14 protein-coding genes and 1 pseudogene are annotated in these 20025 nt (G+C 55.4%); 7 read left to right on the forward strand and 8 right to left on the reverse strand.

Translation table 11 applies throughout. From position 1 onward, the window contains the following. Positions 1-183 precede the first annotated feature (183 nt). The gene (gene uvrA, locus RBB44_RS09460; protein ID WP_306147123.1) at positions 184-3111 is read right to left on the reverse strand and encodes an excinuclease ABC subunit UvrA; all 2928 of its coding nucleotides are present in this window, start codon (positions 3109-3111) and stop codon (positions 184-186) included. 504 nt (positions 3112-3615) lie between these two features. Here uvrA and RBB44_RS09465 point away from each other — a divergent pair. Both RBB44_RS09465 and RBB44_RS09470 read left to right on the forward strand, forming a co-directional pair. After that, entirely contained in the window at positions 3616-4167 is a 552-nt protein-coding gene (locus tag RBB44_RS09465) for a single-stranded DNA-binding protein (protein WP_133949830.1), read from the forward strand. Between the two features lie 330 nt (positions 4168-4497). Beyond that, complete coding sequence (locus RBB44_RS09470) at positions 4498-6474, forward strand: murein L,D-transpeptidase (RefSeq protein WP_306147124.1); 1977 nt, start codon at positions 4498-4500, stop codon at positions 6472-6474. Between the two features lie 220 nt (positions 6475-6694). On the opposite strand, the gene RBB44_RS09475 is transcribed toward RBB44_RS09470, so the two are convergent. Then, positions 6695-7924, reverse strand: a complete 1230-nt coding sequence (locus RBB44_RS09475; RefSeq protein WP_306147125.1) for a zinc ABC transporter substrate-binding protein — start codon at positions 7922-7924, stop codon at positions 6695-6697. Between the two features lie 181 nt (positions 7925-8105). Here RBB44_RS09475 and RBB44_RS09480 point away from each other — a divergent pair, with 181 nt between their 5' ends. After that, positions 8106-8957: a PaaX family transcriptional regulator C-terminal domain-containing protein gene (locus RBB44_RS09480; RefSeq protein WP_306147126.1), complete on the forward strand. Its 852-nt coding sequence runs from the start codon at positions 8106-8108 to the stop codon at positions 8955-8957. A 34-nt stretch (positions 8958-8991) separates the two neighbouring features. Here the strand turns inward: RBB44_RS09480 and RBB44_RS09485 are convergent, their stop codons facing one another. Both RBB44_RS09485 and RBB44_RS09490 read right to left on the reverse strand, forming a co-directional pair. Further along, a complete protein-coding gene (locus RBB44_RS09485; RefSeq protein WP_306147128.1) occupies positions 8992-9780 on the reverse strand; it encodes an ABC transporter substrate-binding protein in 789 nt (262 codons plus the stop codon). Positions 9781-9968: 188 nt separating this feature from the next. Next, the gene (locus RBB44_RS09490) at positions 9969-10874 is read right to left on the reverse strand and encodes a GGDEF domain-containing protein (protein WP_306147129.1); all 906 of its coding nucleotides are present in this window, start codon (positions 10872-10874) and stop codon (positions 9969-9971) included. Positions 10875-11140: 266 nt separating this feature from the next. Here RBB44_RS09490 and RBB44_RS09495 point away from each other — a divergent pair, with 266 nt between their 5' ends. The 3 genes and pseudogenes from RBB44_RS09495 to RBB44_RS09505 all read left to right on the forward strand — a co-directional run. Next, positions 11141-13192, forward strand: a complete 2052-nt coding sequence (locus RBB44_RS09495; protein ID WP_306147130.1) for a trypsin-like peptidase domain-containing protein — start codon at positions 11141-11143, stop codon at positions 13190-13192. A 1361-nt stretch (positions 13193-14553) separates the two neighbouring features. Next, entirely contained in the window at positions 14554-14790 is a 237-nt protein-coding gene (locus RBB44_RS09500) for a hypothetical protein (protein WP_209173808.1), read from the forward strand. 136 nt (positions 14791-14926) lie between these two features. Continuing rightward, positions 14927-15214 (forward strand): annotated as a pseudogene (locus RBB44_RS09505) (EAL domain-containing protein); the annotation flags it as partial. Between the two features lie 364 nt (positions 15215-15578). Here RBB44_RS09505 and RBB44_RS09510 read toward each other — a convergent pair. Further along, on the reverse strand, positions 15579-15995 hold the full coding sequence (locus RBB44_RS09510; protein ID WP_306147131.1) for a response regulator: 417 nt from the start codon (positions 15993-15995) through the stop codon (positions 15579-15581). Continuing rightward, positions 15992-17965, reverse strand: coding sequence for a PAS domain S-box protein (locus RBB44_RS09515; protein WP_306147132.1), 1974 nt, complete (start codon positions 17963-17965; stop codon positions 15992-15994). Before RBB44_RS09515 ends, RBB44_RS09510 begins: the two co-directional genes overlap by 4 nt. 109 nt (positions 17966-18074) lie before the next feature. Between RBB44_RS09515 and RBB44_RS09520 the strand changes: the two genes are divergently transcribed. Continuing rightward, positions 18075-18488 (forward strand): response regulator, encoded by a 414-nt coding sequence (locus RBB44_RS09520; RefSeq protein WP_306147133.1) that lies wholly within the window; start codon positions 18075-18077, stop codon positions 18486-18488. A 141-nt stretch (positions 18489-18629) separates the two neighbouring features. Here RBB44_RS09520 and RBB44_RS09525 read toward each other — a convergent pair whose 3' ends face one another. Together RBB44_RS09525 and cyaB are read right to left on the reverse strand one after the other, a co-directional pair. Continuing rightward, positions 18630-18785, reverse strand: coding sequence for a hypothetical protein (locus RBB44_RS09525; protein WP_306147134.1), 156 nt, complete (start codon positions 18783-18785; stop codon positions 18630-18632). A gap of 341 nt (positions 18786-19126) precedes the next feature. Continuing rightward, positions 19127-19714 (reverse strand): class IV adenylate cyclase, encoded by a 588-nt coding sequence (gene cyaB, locus RBB44_RS09530; protein WP_306147135.1) that lies wholly within the window; start codon positions 19712-19714, stop codon positions 19127-19129. Positions 19715-20025: the final 311 nt, after the last annotated feature.

Here is a 20025-nt window from a genome sequence, read left to right on the forward strand (position 1 = left end):
ATCATATATATTTCACCAGCCGAATTTAAAGAAGTGCCGCGTCTGCATGCCTGACATGCGTTTTGTGCATTGCAAAAAATATAATCAAACTAATCGATTTAATCTATCGGAATAGTGAGACAAAACAATCGCTTGAGATTTTATGTTGCGGAGCAATGCAGCTCCGCAACTCAGATTGCTGATTTATTCAGCAGCATCCGGGGCGCGATGCGGTCTGCGGTGTAATAATTCTGCAAGAAATTGGCCTGTGTAGCTCTCTTTGACAGACGCCACATCTTCTGGCCGGCCGGTTGCAACGATCGTACCGCCGCCATCGCCACCTTCCGGTCCAAGGTCAATGATCCAGTCTGCTGTCTTGATGACTTCCAGATTGTGTTCGATCACCAGAACGGTGTTCCCCTGATCGACCAGTTCGTGAAGCACATCCAGAAGTTTGGCAACATCATGGAAGTGCAAACCGGTGGTCGGTTCATCCAGAATATAGAGTGTTCTGCCCGTGGAGCGTTTCGACAATTCCTTGGCAAGCTTCACCCGCTGCGCTTCACCGCCGGAGAGCGTTGTGGCCTGTTGACCCACCTTGATGTAGCCCAGCCCGACGCGCGCCAGAGTTTCCATCTTGTCGCGCACGGCAGGGACGGCGGAGAAAAAGCTGGCGGCTTCTTCAACGGTCATATCAAGGACATCGGCAATGGATTTGCCCTTGAATTCCACTTCCAGGGTTTCCCGATTGTAGCGTTTCCCCTTGCAGACGTCGCACGTAACGTAAACGTCCGGAAGGAAGTGCATTTCAATCTTGATGACACCATCGCCCTGGCAGGCCTCGCATCGGCCGCCCTTGACGTTGAACGAGAACCGGCCAGGCTGATAACCACGGGCCTTGGCCTCCGGCATTCCGGCAAACCACTCCCGGATCGGGGTGAAGGCACCGGTATAGGTCGCCGGGTTAGATCGCGGCGTCCGGCCAATCGGCGACTGGTCGATATCGATCACCTTGTCCAGAACTTCAAGGCCCTCGATGCGGTCATGCGGTGCCGGATTGTCCCGTGCGCCATTCAAACGGCGAGCAGCTGACTTATAGAGCGTATCAATCAGGAACGTAGATTTGCCGCCACCGGACACTCCTGTGACACATGTAAATGTGCTGAGCGGCACGTCGACATCGACGTCCTTCAGGTTGTTGCCACGCGCACCTTTTACGGAAATCTTGCGCTTCTTGTTGATCTTGCGCCGTTCTGCGGGCAGCGGAATCATTTTTGCGCCGGACAGATACTGACCTGTCAGCGAGTTGCCATTGGTCATGACCTCTTGGGGCGTGCCCTTCGCAACGACCTGGCCGCCATGAACCCCGGCGCCGGGGCCGACATCAACCACATAGTCGGCGGTCAACACGGCATCCTCGTCATGCTCGACCACAATGACTGTATTGCCAAGATCCCGGAGATGACGGAGCGTCTCCAGCAGACGGGCGTTGTCGCGCTGATGGAGGCCGATGGATGGCTCATCGAGGACGTAAAGGACGCCGGTCAAGCCGGAGCCGATCTGCGAGGCGAGACGAATGCGCTGGCTTTCACCACCGGACAAGGTGCCGGAGGACCGGGCCATTGAGAGGTATTCCAAGCCGACATCGTTCAGGAACTTCAGCCGTTCGCGGATCTCTTTCAGGATACGCCCGGCGATCTCGGTCTGCTTGTCGTTGAGTTTTTCAGGCAGCGCGTCGAACCACAGTGCGGCTTCGCGGATCGAGAGTTCGGTGATGTTGCCGATGTGCCGGTTTGCGATCTTGACGGCCAAGGCCTCCGGTTTCAGACGGAAACCCTGACACGAGGGGCAAGCGTGATCCGATTGAAAGCGAGCCAGTTCTTCGCGCACCCAGGTCGATTCCGTCTCCCGCCAGCGGCGTTCAATGTTGCCGATAACGCCCTCGAACGGTTTTTCGGTCCGGTAGCTGCGCACACCATCGTCATAGACGAACTCAATCGCTGTTTTCCCCGTGCCGTGCAAAACGGCATCTTGAACTTCAGGTCCAAGATCCTTCCAGGGCGTTGCCATCGACACATCATAGTTCCGGCAAAGGGCCTCCAGGGTCTGCGTGTAATAGGGAGATGTTGATCCGGTTTTCGCCCAGGGCAAAACCGCGCCTTCCCGCAAAGACAAGGTGTGATCCGGGACAACGAGGTCTTCTTCAAAGGCAAGCGTTGTGCCGAGGCCGTCGCAGGTGGGGCAGGCACCAAACGGGTTGTTGAACGAAAAGAGGCGCGGCTCGATTTCCGGGATTGTGAAGCCGGAAACCGGGCATGCGAATTTTTCGGAAAAGATCATCCGCTTCGGATCACCGTTTTCTTCCGTTTCGCCCGCAAACTCTGCAATGGCAATGCCGTCGGCAAGTTTCAGCGCAGTTTCAAGGGAATCGGCCAAACGGCCCGCGATATCATCGCGCACGACAATCCGATCCACGACAACGTCGATGTCGTGCTTGAATTTCTTGTCCAGCGCAGGAGCCTCGGAAATCTCGTAGAAGGTTCCGTCAATCTTAACCCGCTGGAAGCCTTTTTTCATCAGCTCCGCAAGTTCCTTGCGGTATTCCCCCTTGCGGCCGCGAACCATCGGCGCGAGCAGATAGAGACGGCTGCCTTCGTCCAGATCCATGATCCGGTCCACCATCTGACTGACGGTCTGGCTTTCGATCGGCAGTCCGGTCGCCGGTGAGTAGGGGATCCCGACACGGGCGAACAGGAGACGCATGTAGTCGTAGATCTCGGTGACCGTGCCGACGGTGGAGCGTGGATTTCGGGAGGTTGTCTTCTGTTCAATGGAGATCGCCGGGGACAGACCATCAATCTGGTCAACGTCCGGCTTTTGCATCATTTCCAGAAACTGACGGGCGTAAGCGCTCAAGCTTTCCACATAACGCCTCTGGCCTTCTGCGTAGATCGTATCGAAGGCAAGGGAAGACTTGCCCGAGCCCGACAATCCGGTCATCACAATCAACTTGTTGCGTGGCAGATCGAGATCGACGTTCTTCAGATTGTGTTCACGGGCACCGCGGACGCTGAGCACCTTTGTTGGGTCGCTCTTCCAGCTGTCGGTGTCAGGGGCCTTCGGCGTCGTCATATTGCGTGTCTTTCTGGTCTTGTGCAGGCCGCCCAATCTGGGCTCATGAATGAATTCGGTCCGGCTAAGCGGGCAGGGCGGGCCACTCGGACCCGATATAGCAGTTTCCAGTTGGGCTTCCAGATGGGCATTTGCGGAAAATGCTCTTCAGGGTCACCAGGAGACCAAAAAGGGGCCTGCGGAAATTGCGCTTAGGATACGAAACTGATAAGAACAAAACAAGTACATATATGCCGAAGGCAGACCAGTTTACGAAATGAGATCTGGCGGGGCTGGGTTGCCCCGGGTCTATCGAAGCTTTGCCAAGCGTGCTGATGCGGTGCATACGGGAACCGATAAGTGCTCAACATTGTGGAAAATGGGGGGCATGCGGAAAAAGTGGCGGCGATCAAGCGAGGAGATCGTTAGGGTGTTGCCCAATAAAGCTGCGCCTCTTCAGGGCGTCAGGCCGTGCTGCTGCCAAAAAAGCTGGGCCGGAAGCAAAAAGACAAACAGGAGCTGAGTATGGCGGGAAGTGTCAACAAAGTCATTTTGGTTGGGAACCTTGGAGCGGATCCGGAAATCCGGCGCACACAGGATGGCCGGCCGATTGCCAATCTGCGGATTGCAACGTCCGAATCTTGGCGGGACCGCAATTCCGGCGAGCGCCGCGAAAAAACCGAATGGCACCGTGTGGTCATCTTCAATGAAGGCCTATGCAAGGTGGCGGAAAACTATCTCCGCAAAGGCTCCAAGGTCTACCTCGAAGGCCAGCTGCAAACGCGTAAGTGGCAGGACCAATCCGGGCAGGACCGGTATTCGACCGAAGTCGTGCTGCAAGGGTTCAACTCCAATTTGACGATGCTTGACGGACGCGGCGAAGGCGGCGGTCAGCCCGGCGGATTGCCGGATTACGGCAATGACCAGGGCGGCGGCGGATTTGGCGGCGGGTCTTCCGGTGGCGGTGGCGGCAGCTTCGGCGGCGGCGGCGGTTACGGCGGTGGATCTTCGGGCGGCGGATTCGGTGGACCGTCCGGCGGTGGCTCCGGCCCAATGGATGATGAAATTCCGTTTTAATTCATGAAATTTCGCGTTTGGCGTGTGTCGGGATGCCGGCACGCCAGGCGGAGACATGCAAATACGTCACACTGACGTGATTTGGAAACCTACACCGTACCTACGCACTTAACCTTACGTATGGGCTTGGTGTAGTATTCTCCTCTAAAATGACACGAAATAGCGATCCACGCCGGTTTCCCAAAAGGGGCGGCTGGTAGACCGTGCGGGTAATCAAGGACTGCTCATATTTCCAAGAGCAGCGGCCGGATGACCATGAGGCAGGAACAATGACCAGGGTCTTGGGCGCTCCTGGTTTGTGTTGGACAATTTGAAATACAGGTTTTGACAATGCGAACGAGCATGATGGCACACGGCAAACCGGCCTCCGGCTACAAACTGTCTTTTGGACAAAAAATTGGCGCCGGCCTGAAGGCAGGCTTGATGGCAAGCGTTCTGGCAACGGGTTTCACCGCGCTGCCGGTTGCTGATGCCGAAGCCCAAGGCTTTTTCCAGCGCCTATTCAATCCTGAAGCCCAGCAACGCCAGCGTGAGCGGGAGCTTCAGGAGCAGCGCCGCAAGAAAGCGACCAAGGTTCGTGTGTCTGCTCCGCGGTACCTGACCTACAAGCCGGACACCTTTAAAGCCGTCTCGCTTGCGCCTTTGTCGGAAAAGAAAACCGCGGAAGTCACGCCGTCCACGGCCGACGGCAACGCAGCGTCCATCAATGATGCTGACATCAGTACGTCCACACCTGTTGTTTTGACTCATTTTGATGAAGCCCGCCCGGCCCTCAAAGACATCAAGCTGACGGTGTTGCCGGAAGTCGGCGATGCGCTAATCGCGTTTTACCGGGAGTACCCTGATTTTCTTTGGGTCAAAGATGGCAAGCCGACGGCCAAGGCTGCTCAAATGCGCCGTGCTTTGAGAAACGCTGCCGCTTATGGCCTCAACCCGGCAGATTATGTCGTGGCTCTGCCGGCAACCGCCTCGCTGGACGGGGATGACCTTGATGCGGCGGTCATGCAGTTTGAAATGGAGCTGAGTGCAGCCGCGCTAACCTATGTGCTTGACGCGACCCGCGGCCGGGTCGATCCGAACCGGATTTCGCAATATCACGATCTGCCACGGCATGATGTTGATCTTGTCGGTGCGCTGGAAGAGTTCACGGCATCTGGCAATGTGGCGACCGCGCTTGAAGCCCATCAGCCGCAAAGTGATCACTTCAAGAAATTGACCGCTGAGCTGGCTCGTCTCAAGGCCGAAGATGAAGAAGCCGACCAGATCGTGATCGCGCCTGGGACGTTCCTCAAGTCGGGCAAATCCAGCCCGGAAATGAAGAATATCGTTGCTGCAATCTCCAAACATGGCTCGGAGACGCTGAAAACGGACCATGCAGCGACGCTTGCAGCCTATGACGGCTCCGATCTCTACACGCCTGAGCTTGTAGCTCTTGTAAAGAGCTTTCAGAAGGATTCGAAGCTCACGGCAGATGGGATTGTCGGCAAGAACACGATCAAGGCCATGGTCGGTGAGACCAATGCGGCCAAGATCGCCAAGGTCGAACTTGCGATGGAGCGGAGCCGCTGGCTGCCGGAAGAGCTTGGAACGCGCAAAGTGTTCATCAACCAGCCGGCATTCACCGCAACATACTATGAGCCGGGCACTGACCCGATGTCGATGCGCGTTGTCGTCGGCAAGAAGTCCAACCAGACCAACTTCTTCTACGACAAAATCGAGATCGTTGAATACAACCCGTACTGGGGCGTGCCATATTCGATCATCGTCAATGAGATGATTCCGAAGCTTGCTGCCAATCCGTCCTATCTGGATCAGGCGGGCTATGAAGTGACGACGCCGGGTGGCCGCAAAGTGTCCTCAGCGTCAGTCGACTGGTATGCGGTCGCCAACAAACAGAAGTCGATCAATGTGCGCCAGTATCCGGGTCGCTCCAACGCGCTTGGCGAGGTGAAAATCCTGTTCCCGAACAGGCATCACATTTACATGCATGACACGCCGTCAAAGAGCTTGTTCAACAAAGATACGCGCGCATTCAGCCACGGCTGCATCCGTTTGCATGATCCAAAAGGCATGGCAGCGGCAGTTCTTGGAAAATCGACGGATTATGTGTCTTCCCGGATTGCTGCGGGTCAGAACGCCCAGGAAAAGGTGACCGGTGATATCCCGGTCTACGTGTCTTACTTCACGGCATGGCCGGAAGCTGACGGCTCGATCGGGTTCTACACGGACGTTTATGACCGCGACCGTTACCTGCTCAAGGCGCTGGAGAAAACCGAAGAGGTTCGTGCCAAGGCCCGCGCTTCTTGAGACTGGTTCCCGTAATAAATGAAAAGCCCGCCGAGTGTATCGGCGGGCTTTTTGCTGGACGAGTGCAGTTGGCTGAGGTCGTCGTTTCAGCTGTGCCACCCGGGCTCTAATCGGGCAAGAAAAAGCGCCCGGTCTTCATAGCCGAACGGCTGCCGGCCTCATTTGTCGATCCAGCTGGCTGAGCCCGCCTGGTGGGCAAAAGCGGGCCCAGAATTGTCAATCAAGACTTGAGGCAATCCGCCAGAGAGTCTGCCAGGCTTGTCAGCAGAGCCGGGTAAAGGTCCGGGCCGTTCGCAAGCTCAGTGCCAAGCGGATCCAAAACGCCGACTTTCGCATCGCTGCCCTCGATCACGACATTGACCAGCTTGGAATCGAATTGCGGTTCCTGGAAAACGCAGACAACGTTCTGGTCACGAACACGGGATTGAATTTCCGCGACTTGTTCTGCGCTTGCCAAAGCCTCTGGCGTCACTGTGATCGCACCGCTAGCTTCGATGCCGTAGTGGTGTTCAAAGTGATGATAGGCGTCATGGAACACGATGAATTTCTGACCTTTCACCGGTTCCAGCTTGGCGGAAATCTCTGCTTCCAGGCCAGAAACCTTCTCAGCAAAAGCCTTGGCGTTTGCCTTGTAGGTATCGGTGTTGGCTGGATCAACTTCTGACAATGTGGTGGCCATCGCATTGGCAATCGCAATGCCGTTTTCCGGGTTCAGCCAGATATGCGGGTCGTTGCCGCCGGCATGATCGTGCCCATGGTCATGCCCGTGATCATCATGTTTGGCATGCTCTTCTTCATGCGCGTGTTCGTCATGATCATGTGCATGTTCTTTGTCGTGATCATGGTCATGCCCATGATCATCGTGCGCAGCATGCTCTTCTTCATGTTCATGCTTGTCATGATCGTGTGCGTGATCTTTGTCATGGTCATGATCATCGTGGCCGTGATCATGCTTTTCAGCCGTCTTGTCATGATCGTGGTCATGATCATCGTGTGCGTGGTCGTCGTGCCCGTGATCCGCGTGATCGTCATGACCATGATCGTCGTGGTCGCCATGATCATGGCTGTCGAATTGGTCACCCTCACGCCATTTCAGCTGTTCAATACCCTCAACATCAAGAAGTTCGACGCGGGCAGCTTTGTCCGCCATCGATGAGATGGGCTTTTCCAGCGAAGAAGTTAATTCAGGACCAACCCAGAACACGACATCGGCCCCTTCAAGGAGAAAGGCCTGGGAAGGTTTCAGAGCAAACCCGTGGGGAGAGGCTGCACCGTCAATCAGGATGTGCGGTGTGCCTACACCTTCCATAACAGCGGCTGCGATAGAATGAACCGGCTTGATCGTGGTCACGACATTTGGTCCATCCGCAAACGCAGGAGCCGACAAGGCAGACCCGGCAAGCACGGTCGAGGCAGCAAGAGCAAGGCGAAGTTTTCGGGCGTTTTGCATGGCGGTTTATTCGGTCATCCAGAGGAACAGGGAAATTGATCTCATGTTACTTTGTAACATGTAACGGTATAACGTTCATGGATTTGGCGTGCAAGCGATGACTTTCGCTGGTTCAGGCTGATTGCTTGGAATGCTGCGCTGTCAGGTCTATGGTGGCGCCTCTCAGACAAACGACCAATCAATGACTTCACAAGCGCCAACTTTTCTCCCGAAACTCCTAACATCCTATCCGCCCAAAGCCGGGCCTTTGATCGTCACCATCTATGGTGACATCGTGGAACCGCGCGGTGGCACATTGTGGATGGGTGATCTGATCACGCTGTGCGTACAATTTGGCGTCAATGAGTCGTTGGTGCGGACGGCCGTATCCCGCCTGGTCGCAAGGGGGCAGCTTGAAGGCGAGCGCAATGGACGGCGCAGCTACTACCGGCTCACCGATGCCGCGGGAATAGAGTTCCAGTCAGCTTCGGAACAGATTTTCGGTCCGCCGGACACCGACTGCGGTTTGTTGTTCATCGTCCAACCGGACCGAACGGATCACCAATGTCTCGTCGATCAAGGTTTTGGAGCCGTTTCAGAAACAGTGTTTGTTGGAGCAGATCGACCAAGCAGGGTTCCATCAGGCGCCTGTTTTAAGGCGTTTCCTGATCAACGAAGCACTAAAGAAGTCGCCGAGATGCTCAATAAAGTATTCGACCTGGAGCAATTGGCCTGCAGGTACCAATCATTTTTCACGAAATTTGAGGCACTGGACTGCATTGGTTTGTCGGGTTTGGAGGCCGTCACCATAAGGCTCGCCATGGTCCATGAATTCAGAGCCATCCGGCTGAAGGACCCTCGGCTTCCGCCATCCGTTTTGCCGGATGATTGGGATGGACTTGCGGCGCGCCGATTGTTCGCCAACAGGTATCTTGAACTGTCGGAAACGGCAGATCCTTTCATTGGAGCAAGCCTGACAGGGCAGGGCGGAGCTCTTGAGGGTAAAACCGGGCCGGTCCTCAAACGGATTTCTGATCTACAGTCTTCTGGCTGAGTGTTTCCGCACACAGTCCTAATTGCAAAGTGGGCTATTTGATTGGGTTGACCGTAGAGATCTCATTGGAATTCAAGGAACTCATTGAAACTGAGAAAAAGTCATCAATAGCCCGTTTGATGTCTCCGCGATCCCGCAAGCGCTGTGTGGCCTCCTTCAAGAGCTTGACGTATCCATCTGACGGAAGGGATTTTGTGCACATCAGCTTGAAGGGGTACCGTTGCGTTACCAGAGGCTGGCCAAAGATTTCCGCCATTATGCCAGCTTTTGCGAATGCACTGTAGCGGACACTTTCGATCGCTCCCATAATCGCGTCGATCCGATCAAATGACAGCATCAGCGAGCTTTTTTCGTAATCTGGTGTTTCGATTTTGTTCAAGCTCGTATCGCTGTCGAATGGATCTCCGATGCTCATCCCGGCAGGTACTCCAATCCGCAAACCGGAGAGGTCCTCATAGGAACGCAGGTCAATGCCCTTTTTTGGCAAGATGCCGACTTCAAGCGTGTAGCCGATATCCTCGACCATCGTGAAAGTCTTCTGCGCAAAGGGAGAACTGGCCGCAATGGTGCAGTCCGCATCCCCGTGAGCGACGTCATTGATCATCCGCTTGATCGGAACAACTTGAGCCTTGTGGTCAAACCCGGCCTCGGCCAAAATCATGTTCGCAATTATGAAGTGATAGCCGTCGATGTCGCCGGTTATGTTGTAGAAACTGTAAGGCTCCTGCTGCATCGTCTGGATGATCGGCCGCGGGTCCTGCGCCTGAGCCCAAATCGGAAAAAGTGCGACCAAGATTGCGGCTATGAGCGGTCTTGCGGCCAAGTGGCGCCTCAATGGGTTTTTACAATTGCGCGTTCACAGCAAGTGTACCCTGTCGAGGATTGGCTAGATAGCTGGCACTTTTCGCCAGAAAGCCACAGAGCCTATCTGCGCTAGATTACTCCCGCAGGCCTGTCTTTGCGGGCAAACGGAAGCTCAGTGTTGAACATGCCTGACTTCTGATAGCCGCATTACATTTGAATGACGAGGCGGTCTCTTCCGGCCTGTTTGGCCTTGTAAAGGAGCCGGTCCACACGCTCCAGAGCCGTGTCGAAATCATCGTCCGGCTCCACAAGGGCCAGACCTGCGGACAGAGTCACGGATCCGATCGTTTGACCCTGCTTGCGGTTGACCAGCTTGTGTTTGGTTACGCCCAAGCGGACCCGCTCAACGACATCCGCGCATTCTGTTTCATCCGCACTGTCGAAGAGGATCGCGAATTCTTCACCGCCATAACGGCAAAGCACATCCTGACTGCGGATGAGGCTTTTGATTGCGGTCGCTACCAGTTTCAGGACTTGGTCGCCGATAATGTGCCCGTAGGTATCGTTAACGTTCTTGAAGTGATCGATGTCCAGCAGCGCCAGGAAGTATTTTGGACTGGGGCGTGCTTGTCTTGCGGCAAATTCAGCTTCCAAGTAGCGTCGGTTGTAAATGCCGGTGAGCGAATCCGTGAAGATCTCGCTCTGGCTGGCCGCAAGTTCCTGCTCTAACTTCGCGGTGCGGGAGAGTATTTCGGCCATGTTGTCGGACAAGGCCTTAATGACATCGTCTTTTGTGCTTTTGCGTTTCGCATCCTTGCACAACTCAGCGGATGTTTCGGCGGACGACCGGATCGCATCAAGGTGTCCTTGTGAGCGTTTCATCGACTCGAATTGTTTTTCCGAGCTGACATTTGGCTGCACGAAGTTTTCGTAGACGAAAAGCAACGCTTTGGCCGTCAATCCCTCTTCGCTCGCGATGAGACGCTGAACTTCCCGTGCAACCGGAGAGCCCGGTTCTGTCAGAAAGAGATGCAGGACATGAAAAATACGCGGGTCGCAATTCAGGTCGTGACGATCTATCTCCGACACAACCTGTTCGCACAAAAACGTCATGAGCACGCACACCAGGACAATGATTCTTTTTCTAAAGCGAGAGTAGTGAGAATAGGGCAGGATCTCTAGGCGAAATCGAATTAGCTGCGGAATTACGTGAATAAAATCGTTGTAAAAACAATTCAAAGACGTGGCGTTGAGATCTGCATAATTCAGGTTGTTGCGATTGGTTGAAAATTACGGGAGCGTTGTCCAATCCCGATCGGGCTTGCGTCCGTATGCAGTCCGAACTGATGACATAGACGGCTAATTTATCGGAGGGGGAAGTGGCCCGTTTCATCTCGTGTCTCCTTGCAGCAATCGCAGCGGCCCTTCTTGCGGGGACGCCAGCGAAGGCCTCTCCCGCTGTTGCGCTTGAACATGTGGTCTCCGTTCTGCCTGTTTGGCCTGGCCATCAACAAGGTGGTTCGGGAGCCCGGCCGGGGCGGGCTCCGGAGGGCAGCGGAGTGGTTATCCGCGAAGGCATAATCGCAACTGCTTGGCACGTGATCGAACCCGCAACACGCATTGATGTCCGGCTCTCAGATGGCCGTGTTCTGCCGGCGCGGTTGCTGGCGCAAGATACGTCCACCGATATCGCGCTTTTGAGGATCGAAGAACCGGTCGAGCCGATCTCGATCGCCGAAACAACAGCGATTGCTCAACCTGTGTGCGCAATCGGAAATGCCTTTGGTCTCGGTATGTCCGTAACCTGCGGTGTGGTTTCGGCCTTGAATGTCAGCAATGCCGGGTTCAACACTGTTGAAGACTTTGTCCAGACGGATGCTGCCGCAAATCCAGGGTCGTCAGGCGGGGCGCTGGTTGACCAAGATGGTCGGTTGGTCGGCATGGTCTCTGCCATTTTTGCCTCCGATGCCGATGCCAACATAGGCGTCAATTTCGCGGTTTCATCGCAGCTCCTTCTGCGGGTGACCGATGCTTTGATGGCAGATGGGAGCGTCACCTATCTGGAGGCCGGCTGGCGCCTCAATAGAGCGCGCCGGTCGCAACTCGCCGAAATCGCAGCGCCCGCAGTTGTGTCCGTTGACAGCGGCAGCCCGGCAGACAGAGCGGGGATAAAAGCTGGAGATCAAATTGTATCCATTGGCGCGCGGCGCGTCTTGAGCCCACGAGATGCCGCATCTGCCATCGCAGTTCTGCCGGAGACAATAGATCAGGTCAGCCTGACGCTACAAAGGTCTGGCGAGACAAAAACCGTTTCATTGTCTTTTGCGGAAGAGACAACGCAGGTCGCCTCTCAACTGGAAACGGCTAAAGATCCTGACTGCCCGCATCCTGAAGACGTCTGTCAAATGCGTCAGATTGTTTTTCCGGTATCCAGTTTTGATCCCGTGGGAAGCGCGACACGCATCGCAGACGATTTGTTGGTCACCAACCGGCATGTAGTCGGCAATTCGAAGACCGCGACGGTGCACACACCCTCTGGACCAAAGACGGCGACAGTGCTTCCATCAGCCTATCAGGGAGATCTTGTCTTGTTGCAGGTGGACGGATTGCCCGACGGGAGTGTGATCCCGGCTCTGAACGCTTCGCCAGTAGATCCGCCTCAAGGCAATGGTGCCTATTACGCGATTGGTGCAGACATTGCGCGTAAACAAGTCCGGGTGTTTGATCCAGGCGAATTGCTGTCTCCTCCGGCAAGAGATGGCGTGTTTGGCCGTCTCCACGTCACGGCTCAAATGCAACCGGGCGTTAGCGGCGGGGGACTTGTCGACACAGCCGGCCGCCTGGTTGGCATTGCCGTTGGTGGTGGTGATGGACGGTTTGAAGCGATCCCCTTGGATGACGTGGCCAAACTTCTCGATCTGCGCAGCGACCCGCAAGCGGACCTAGTGACCGAAGAACTTGGGAGCGGGTATGAAGCCTGCGCGGCATTGCTCGACACGTCTGGGGGAGGGCTGCCCGGTACGACTGGAACCACCGATCTAACATCGATTTGTAGTAAAGCTGCGAACCATGGTCAGTTGCTCAAAGCGGGGCGCATCTTGGCCCAGGCAGGTCAGTTCGACGACGCAATCAGGATGCATGGGCAGGCTGTGGAGCAGGTTCCGAACTCCATCAATTCCCGCATGTCATTGCTGGTATCACTTCAGCTCGGCGGCCGGTTTGCGGAAATGACCGGACATGCGCGCAAGCTCATGGAGCTTGCCCCCAACGACCCGCAAGCGCTTCGGTTCTCGATCCAGTCCGGTGTCTGGGGCGGTGATCTAGAACTCGCTGAAGACGGCTATGTCGCGCTCCTAGAAGCCGATCCACGCCAAGCACAAGCCGCCAGACGCTTCATCGACGCTGCCCCACCAGCCCCACCACGCCGGTAAAACGTTAGAGTGAAGCTAAGTGCCATTTTGCTTGTAAAAACAGTAAACAGGAGTTTTGGCTTTTTTCCGTTTCCATATGGCCTGACAATTCTACGATTTCGTTCGTGAGGGGTGATGTTGGATTGATGCTCTTCTGTCAGAGCTGTCTTCAAGAATCTCAGCCGACCTTATCCGCGCCTGTCACCAAACCTCATGAGCTGCAGCGTTTGTGATGAAAATAAAAGAACGGCTGTCTCATCAAGCGGTTAGGGGCGGAACACAGATCTGCGTTGAGGCGAAGTCTGTTCACCCGTTCACGCTTAAAACCAAACACCAATGTAGCTGCTATTGATGTGAGATTTATCAAAGTCTGCAAATGATAGTCTGTTCTCGGCCCAATGAACCGATCCAACTTTTGGCTTTGAACCGAAGCACTGCCCGCCAGGTGCGTATATCCATGCCCAAAAAAATCAAAGCGCGGGGCCAAGAAGCTTCGATTGCAACTGATACAAACATCCAGGACACGCTGAAGCAGGGATACCGGCTGGTTCGACAGTGAAGTTCTAATGGTCCGAAGGAATATGCGCAGCAGGCCAGCGTATGGGTAGTGTTCAAACTCGCCTTTTCTCTGTTGGCACGCCCGCAGGCAGCCCATCGGTCTCCGCTTCCAGATCGGAGGTGCCGTCCCATGCGAGCAGACAAACAAGAAGGCTCCATCAGCGCCGGTCTTTCCAGAGTGGTGCCAGGCCGGCCTCACACCGGTGTCTTGTGCTCCTTCGACCGCGCAGCAGCGAAACCGCCTCGGGGGCGGCGGTCGCCGCCCGAATACTCAAACGGTGTGCTGGTCAATTTGCCAGAGGTTTTTGTTCTGGCAATCCCACAGGGCCGGAGGTGTATTGAACCTTGATTTTGATCAGTGGCTTTAGGTCAGAGGTCAGGTGACGTTTTTCGGGATGACGACACGGCCTCGCGTTTGAGGTGATCGTGCTATTCACGCCGAAAACAAACAAAGGGCTTTGATCAACGACAGGTCGAAGCCCTTTTAGAATCTTGCCGTCTCACCATTGCGTAAATGCAAATCTGAAGTCGATAGCCAGAAGAGTTTCATCTACGCAATTTTTTGGCGTGTTTTTTGCCGGAACAATTTTGGCGGATCGCTCTGTCGGCTCTTGAGCTCACTACCAGTGAAAGCAAAAACCATGAATATTCCGAAACTTCACATGCGATTGAATGAAATAAGGAGTCAAACCGGAGGTCCACTTGCAAAGGAGGTTTTCAAATCACAGCCTCACGTATCCTCCCCTGACCACAGTACGGTTGGCGTTGCACCCGAAAAAGGATCGAGTGCTGCTCCCGCTGTTGGCAAAACACGTGAACAGTCCATGGCGATGACGACACCGAGCCAGGAAAACAACACCCTTAATCTGGGCAACATCACAACGTTGAACTACAAGGCAGCGTTTGATCAGTATAATTTCGTCGACAGCCTGGTCGAAAGCGGCCAGTTCGATGCGGACAGTTTCAGAGGGTTCAATGGTGCCGAGCAGGCAGAAACTGCCGAGCAATATTTGTTCTGGCTGCAGGCCCGGATGCAGGAAATCGGTCCGGAGAGCGGTTGACCGTCACGCCGTGACCTTACCCTCATGATTGCTTTCACCGCGACAGGCCGTCCGAACCCTCCTGACAGCGCAGAGACGGCCGTTGGGGTACAAGATTGCGGTTGACGATTTTGGGACCGGCTAATCCAATCTCGCCTACAACTCCAAGTTTCCGATATCCTGCATCAAGATCGACAAGTCGTTCATCGATACGATGCCGGCATCAGTACCGGTGATCCGTCTGATCCAGAGACTGGCGGAAGAGGTCGGGGCGCAAACGGTTGCGGAAGGCATCGAGGATCTTGCCGCGCTCAAAACGATTTCCGATATCGGATGCTGCCGCATTCAGGGGAATTACTTTTCTGCGCCGGTGGCGATCGAAGCATTTCAATCAGCTGTCGACCGCATTGAAACGCAGATTGCAGCTGACTGTCGCGGCGTGTGACGCCTATGTTCGCTTGAAAGCCGCGTACAGACCTAAGGTGCGATCCCCTATCTTCGAGGCTGACCTTAATTCGACGGTTGCGGACAGAGCCGGGAACAGGCGCTCATTCGCTCGCCGCACTCGACCCCTGAGTGACAGGGGCAGGGCGCATGGTAACAGGGGGCCGCAAAAAAGAGCGGCAAGGGCCGTCAAGATCCTGCTTTGCACACGGTTTGATTGCGCCAAAAAACCGTTCCGGATTCGATTTTTCATGCGCACTGGGCAGGGCCTGAGGCCTTCTGGCGCCAAGCGGCTCAGTACTAAAGCGGGCTGGTGACAAAACCCGCGGTCCTTCGGCAAGGACACGGATCCCTGACGTCATCTTTCAGGCGCTTCCGCTTCGGTTTTCCCAATATTGCTTTGCCGTTGTGCCTCCCAGGGCGCCCGCGATCGCGCTTCGGAAGTCGCCGACCGTCACAGAGGCTTTTTCGAAGGCCCCGACGGCTCCATTCTCAATCAGCTGGTTCTCGTACTCCTTGTCGAGATCACCGGTCACGACCAGGACCTTCTGGGCCGGAAATCTCCCGACCAGCCGTTGCAGCGTTTCAAGCCCGCGACTGTCCGGCAGGTTCAAGTCCAGAATCACAAGATCCGGCCGTTTCTCGAACACCACCCGCATGCAGGTGCTCAAGAGCGGGCAGGTAAACACGCTCAAAACAAAATCATCATGGGGTGCCAACAGATTGTGGAAGATCCGGCGATCGTCCTCATCATCTTCAGCCATCACAATCGTCTTAATCATGGCGAGACCCCTGGGGAGATGGGTGAAGTTGTTGCGGACGGCTCCGGATCGAACACTATTGAAAAACAGGATCCCTGACCCGGATTGCCGTCTGCCCTGATCGACCAGCCGTGGCGCTTGCAAACCGTTGCACATGTTGCAAGGCCGATGCCGGATCCTGGGAATTCCTTTTGTGTGTGAAGCCGGATGAAGGGGTCGAAGATTTTCTGCAGCTCATCCTTGTCCAACCCAATTCCATTGTCTTCTATGTGCAGACAGGTGCGGCCGGTCTCATCCGTCCCGGTCCAGGCTCTAATGTGGCTTTGTCTGTCTTTTGAGCGGTACTTTGCCGCGTTCGAGAACAGATTGACCAGGAGGATGTCGAACAAAATGGGATCGCAGGTCAGCTTGATCGCTTCCGCCTCATTCCTGAAGACCGGTGCTTCCGTTGCCCCGCCATATGAAACAGATTGCCAAGCTTGATCCAGGGCGTCCGACAGGTCGACTGATGTGGTGTCCAGGGTGCGGTCCTGAGACTTTGAGAAATTGAGAAGGGCGGTGATCAACGCATTTGCGCGGCCGAGGGCACGCTCTATGACTTCATTGGCATAGGCGGCCGTTTGCGCGTCATCTTCGTCTCTTGCCTTTAGCAGCATCGGCAGGAACGTTTCGATCTTTCGAAGCGGCTCCTTCAAGTCATGGGAGGCCGCATGAGAGAACTTTTCAAGACGGGATTTGACGTCGCGGAGGGTGTCAATCGTCTGTTCCAGCTCGCGGCGCGACTGGTTGCGTTCGCTGACTTCCTCAATGACAGCAAAACTGACCTGATCTTCCGGAGCGTTGCCTGCATGGCCAAAGGTGACAGCAGACAGTTCACCCTCGAATGTCGAGCCGTCCTGGCGCTTGAACGTGTAGGGCACCCGGTCGCAGTGGCCATCGCGCCAAAAGGCCGGCAGCACTACGTCCCGGGCATAGTCGATGCTCTCGTCCGTCAACACATCGGTGGACCGCATGCAGGAGGTGTCGTTTCGGCTGTAGCCAAACGCGTCACACCAAGCATCGCTCACCTGGACCAGTTCGCCCTTGCCGTTGATCGAGTGCATGATTGCCGGGGTTCTAAAATAGAGCTCTTCGAATTTCTTCTTTTCCTGTTCCAGCTCCCGCTCCACCAGTTTGAAGGCGGTGATGTCGTTGAAGCTGATGACAAGCAGATCGGAAAAATGCGGGGTCGCGACAATGTCGTACCAATTGTCGAGACCGTCATGCTGATAATGCCGGGTGAGCTTGACCGGTTCGCCGTTGTTCAAGGCGTCGCGATAGGCGTCAAACAAACCGTCTTCAAAGTTACCGGGAAACGTCTCGCTCAAGTAACGCCCGATCAAGCTGTCCCTTGACCGGTCTACCAATTTGCAGGCCGCTGAATTGGCCTCGATCATCTCCAGATCGATGATCCTGCCTTCGCCGTTGCGAATAGCTTCGAACATCAACAAGCCATGCTGGACCGTGTCCAAGAGGGTCTTCTGGACCGAATTCAGATAATCAAGCTGTGTTTCCCGCGACTTCAATGCCGTAATATCGGTGTGCGCCCCAATCATTCGGATTGGTTTGCCAGCCTTGTCGCGGATGATTTTGCCCCGGCACCGCACCCAAATCAGATGCCCATCCTTGTGGCGATACCGCACTTCCACATCATAGGGGATTGTTGGATTGCTCTCATGCGCCTGAAACGCATGTAACGCCTTCTGCAAATCCTCGGGCAAGATGTTTTCCTGCCACCAAGCGCTGGTGTGCGGGATCTCTGTCTGCTCGTACCCAAAGAGCGTTTTGAAGCGTGGGCTCAGCCATTCGTGTTCGGGATACTCCAAATCCCAATACCAGAGGCCGTCAAGCGAGCCTTCTTCCAGGAAGTTGATGATCTCGGGATCGGACTGAATGCGCGTAAAAAACTCGGTTTCGAGGTAGTGCTCCGATGGTTCTAAATCTGGTTGCATCGACGGCTCCGCACTCGTGTTTGGATCAAGGGTACAATTTTGAGAATTGACGTAACGTTAAATTTAGAGATTCAATACGAGCATAATCGCAGCAACAAGGGCTTCTTGCATGCAACGTATGAATGTACTGATTGTCGATGACGACGAGGATGATGTTTTCCTCATGTGCAGTGCGATTGATTCCAGGGTGGGCAACTACCCTTTTCCAATCTCCCGCAAGGTCGCGCATGACGGTATCGCCGGCATCGAAATAGCCAAATCGCTTGTCGGTACCGATGCTGCACCAGACCTGATGCTGCTTGATCTGAACATGCCCCGGCTTGATGGGCTCGGTGTGTTGTCGAAAGTCAGAGAGACGCCCGAATTGCGGCACCTTCCCATCGTCGTGATTACAACGGCGTCGGATCCCGACACCCACGAGCGGGCGACAGCTCTCGGGGCCAATGCGGTGGTCACCAAACCGCGGTCGGCCGCAGCCTTCGACCGGATCATCGATGAGGTCTTCGATACCTGGCTTGTTTGACGAACAGGATGCGTGTTGCGGTTCCAAAACCGCGGCCTATTGCTGATCAATCCAAAACGGCGCAGGGTAGCCCGGTTTCAACCTGCATCCACGTTTCACACAAAGCCGGGTGATCACCCGCCCTCCAGCACTTTTTGGCACCTATGCGAGGCTGGATTCCTTGGCCTCAAGCTGCACGATCTCGGTTTGAGGGGCGCCTGAAACATTGCAGCTCATCTTCGCCGAATGCCCCATCGGGAAGGACTTGGCAGGTTTCTTGCCGGGCCGCATCTGTCTGCCGTCCGGCGTGGTCCGCATCCAACACACCAGCCAGCTTCTAATTCCCAACGGCCAGGAGGCTGGTTGGTTCCCCAAATCTCAAAATCGGCGGGGCGGCGGACTGGACAAGACCATGGGCGCAGCGGTGCCCCTGGCGAGGCGGCGGAAGGGGCGCCTTTCAAGCGGCACAGGCGGTCTTGCGCGCCGGAGGTGGTGCAGAAATCCCAGGGTATGGGGCGCAAAGGTCCGGTGCGGTTATAAACCGGTTCATCGGGATCCGGTGACGGTGGCGCCAGAGACCGGGATTGCTGTGGTCTCCTTGCAGTATCTGGAAATTGGAGCGTAGGAAAAGGGGACTGAGTGGGATTGCCCGGGACGGCCTATCCGAACAGCAATTGCCGGTAGGACCCGGTTTCTTCCTGTTGATGGGTGAGGTCGAGGTCGTCGACCACGTCTTGAATACCTAGCCGCAAGCCGGGCAGCTGGTTTTCATCGTCCGTCATGGCAGCGACTTCAACGAAAGACCCGAGACCGTCGACAACATCCAGCGTCACGTGAAAATCGCCAAGGAAGTAGATGTCGCGTTTCTTGCTGATATTCCATTTTTCTTCAAACCCGAGGGACTTGAGCATCGATCGCGCCTTGCCGATGTCCGGGAGGTCCATCGCCACACATTCGTCCTTTTTCGGACCCTTGGAAATCCAGAGTACGCGCCCGGACGGTTGCATGTGCCTGAGCGTGTGGACCTGATTGTTCCTCTCCAGCCGACAGTCAGCCAGGTCGAGGAAGATATCGACTTCGGCATTTCCAAGGGTGAAAGCCACTGCGTTCCGCATCTCCAGCTCTTGCCGCACGGCTTCGAGATCCGCTACGCGAAATTTTCGCTCCACCTCGAAGCGCCCGACAAAATGGGTGCCCGGATCGGCAAGCATCCCCTTGGTCTCAAGATCGCGGGTTTCCTGAGGCATGGCTTGCTCCTTTCGTGCGGTGACCGGGCTCCGGTTTTTTTGCACCGGTGGGGTTCCAGCAGCAACTTTGCCCGGTAATTTTCCACCGGTAGATTTGGGCCGGCTGCCTTGCGCAGGCGCTTTTGCGCAGGCGCTTTTGCCCAGGCGCCTATGCCGACAAGTCGCGCCTTTGCCCGCAAAGCCCCCCCGCTGTGCGTGACCTCGCGTCCCAGCGTCCTTTCAGTCCTATCATTGTCAGAACCGGTGAGAAGTAAATCCTCGGCTCGGACCGCCGGGGTAATTAATCAAGATACAATTTAAAATTGCATTTG

Source organism: Roseibium sp. MMSF_3247 (assembly GCF_030733765.1).
GTDB lineage: Bacteria > Pseudomonadota > Alphaproteobacteria > Rhizobiales > Stappiaceae > Roseibium.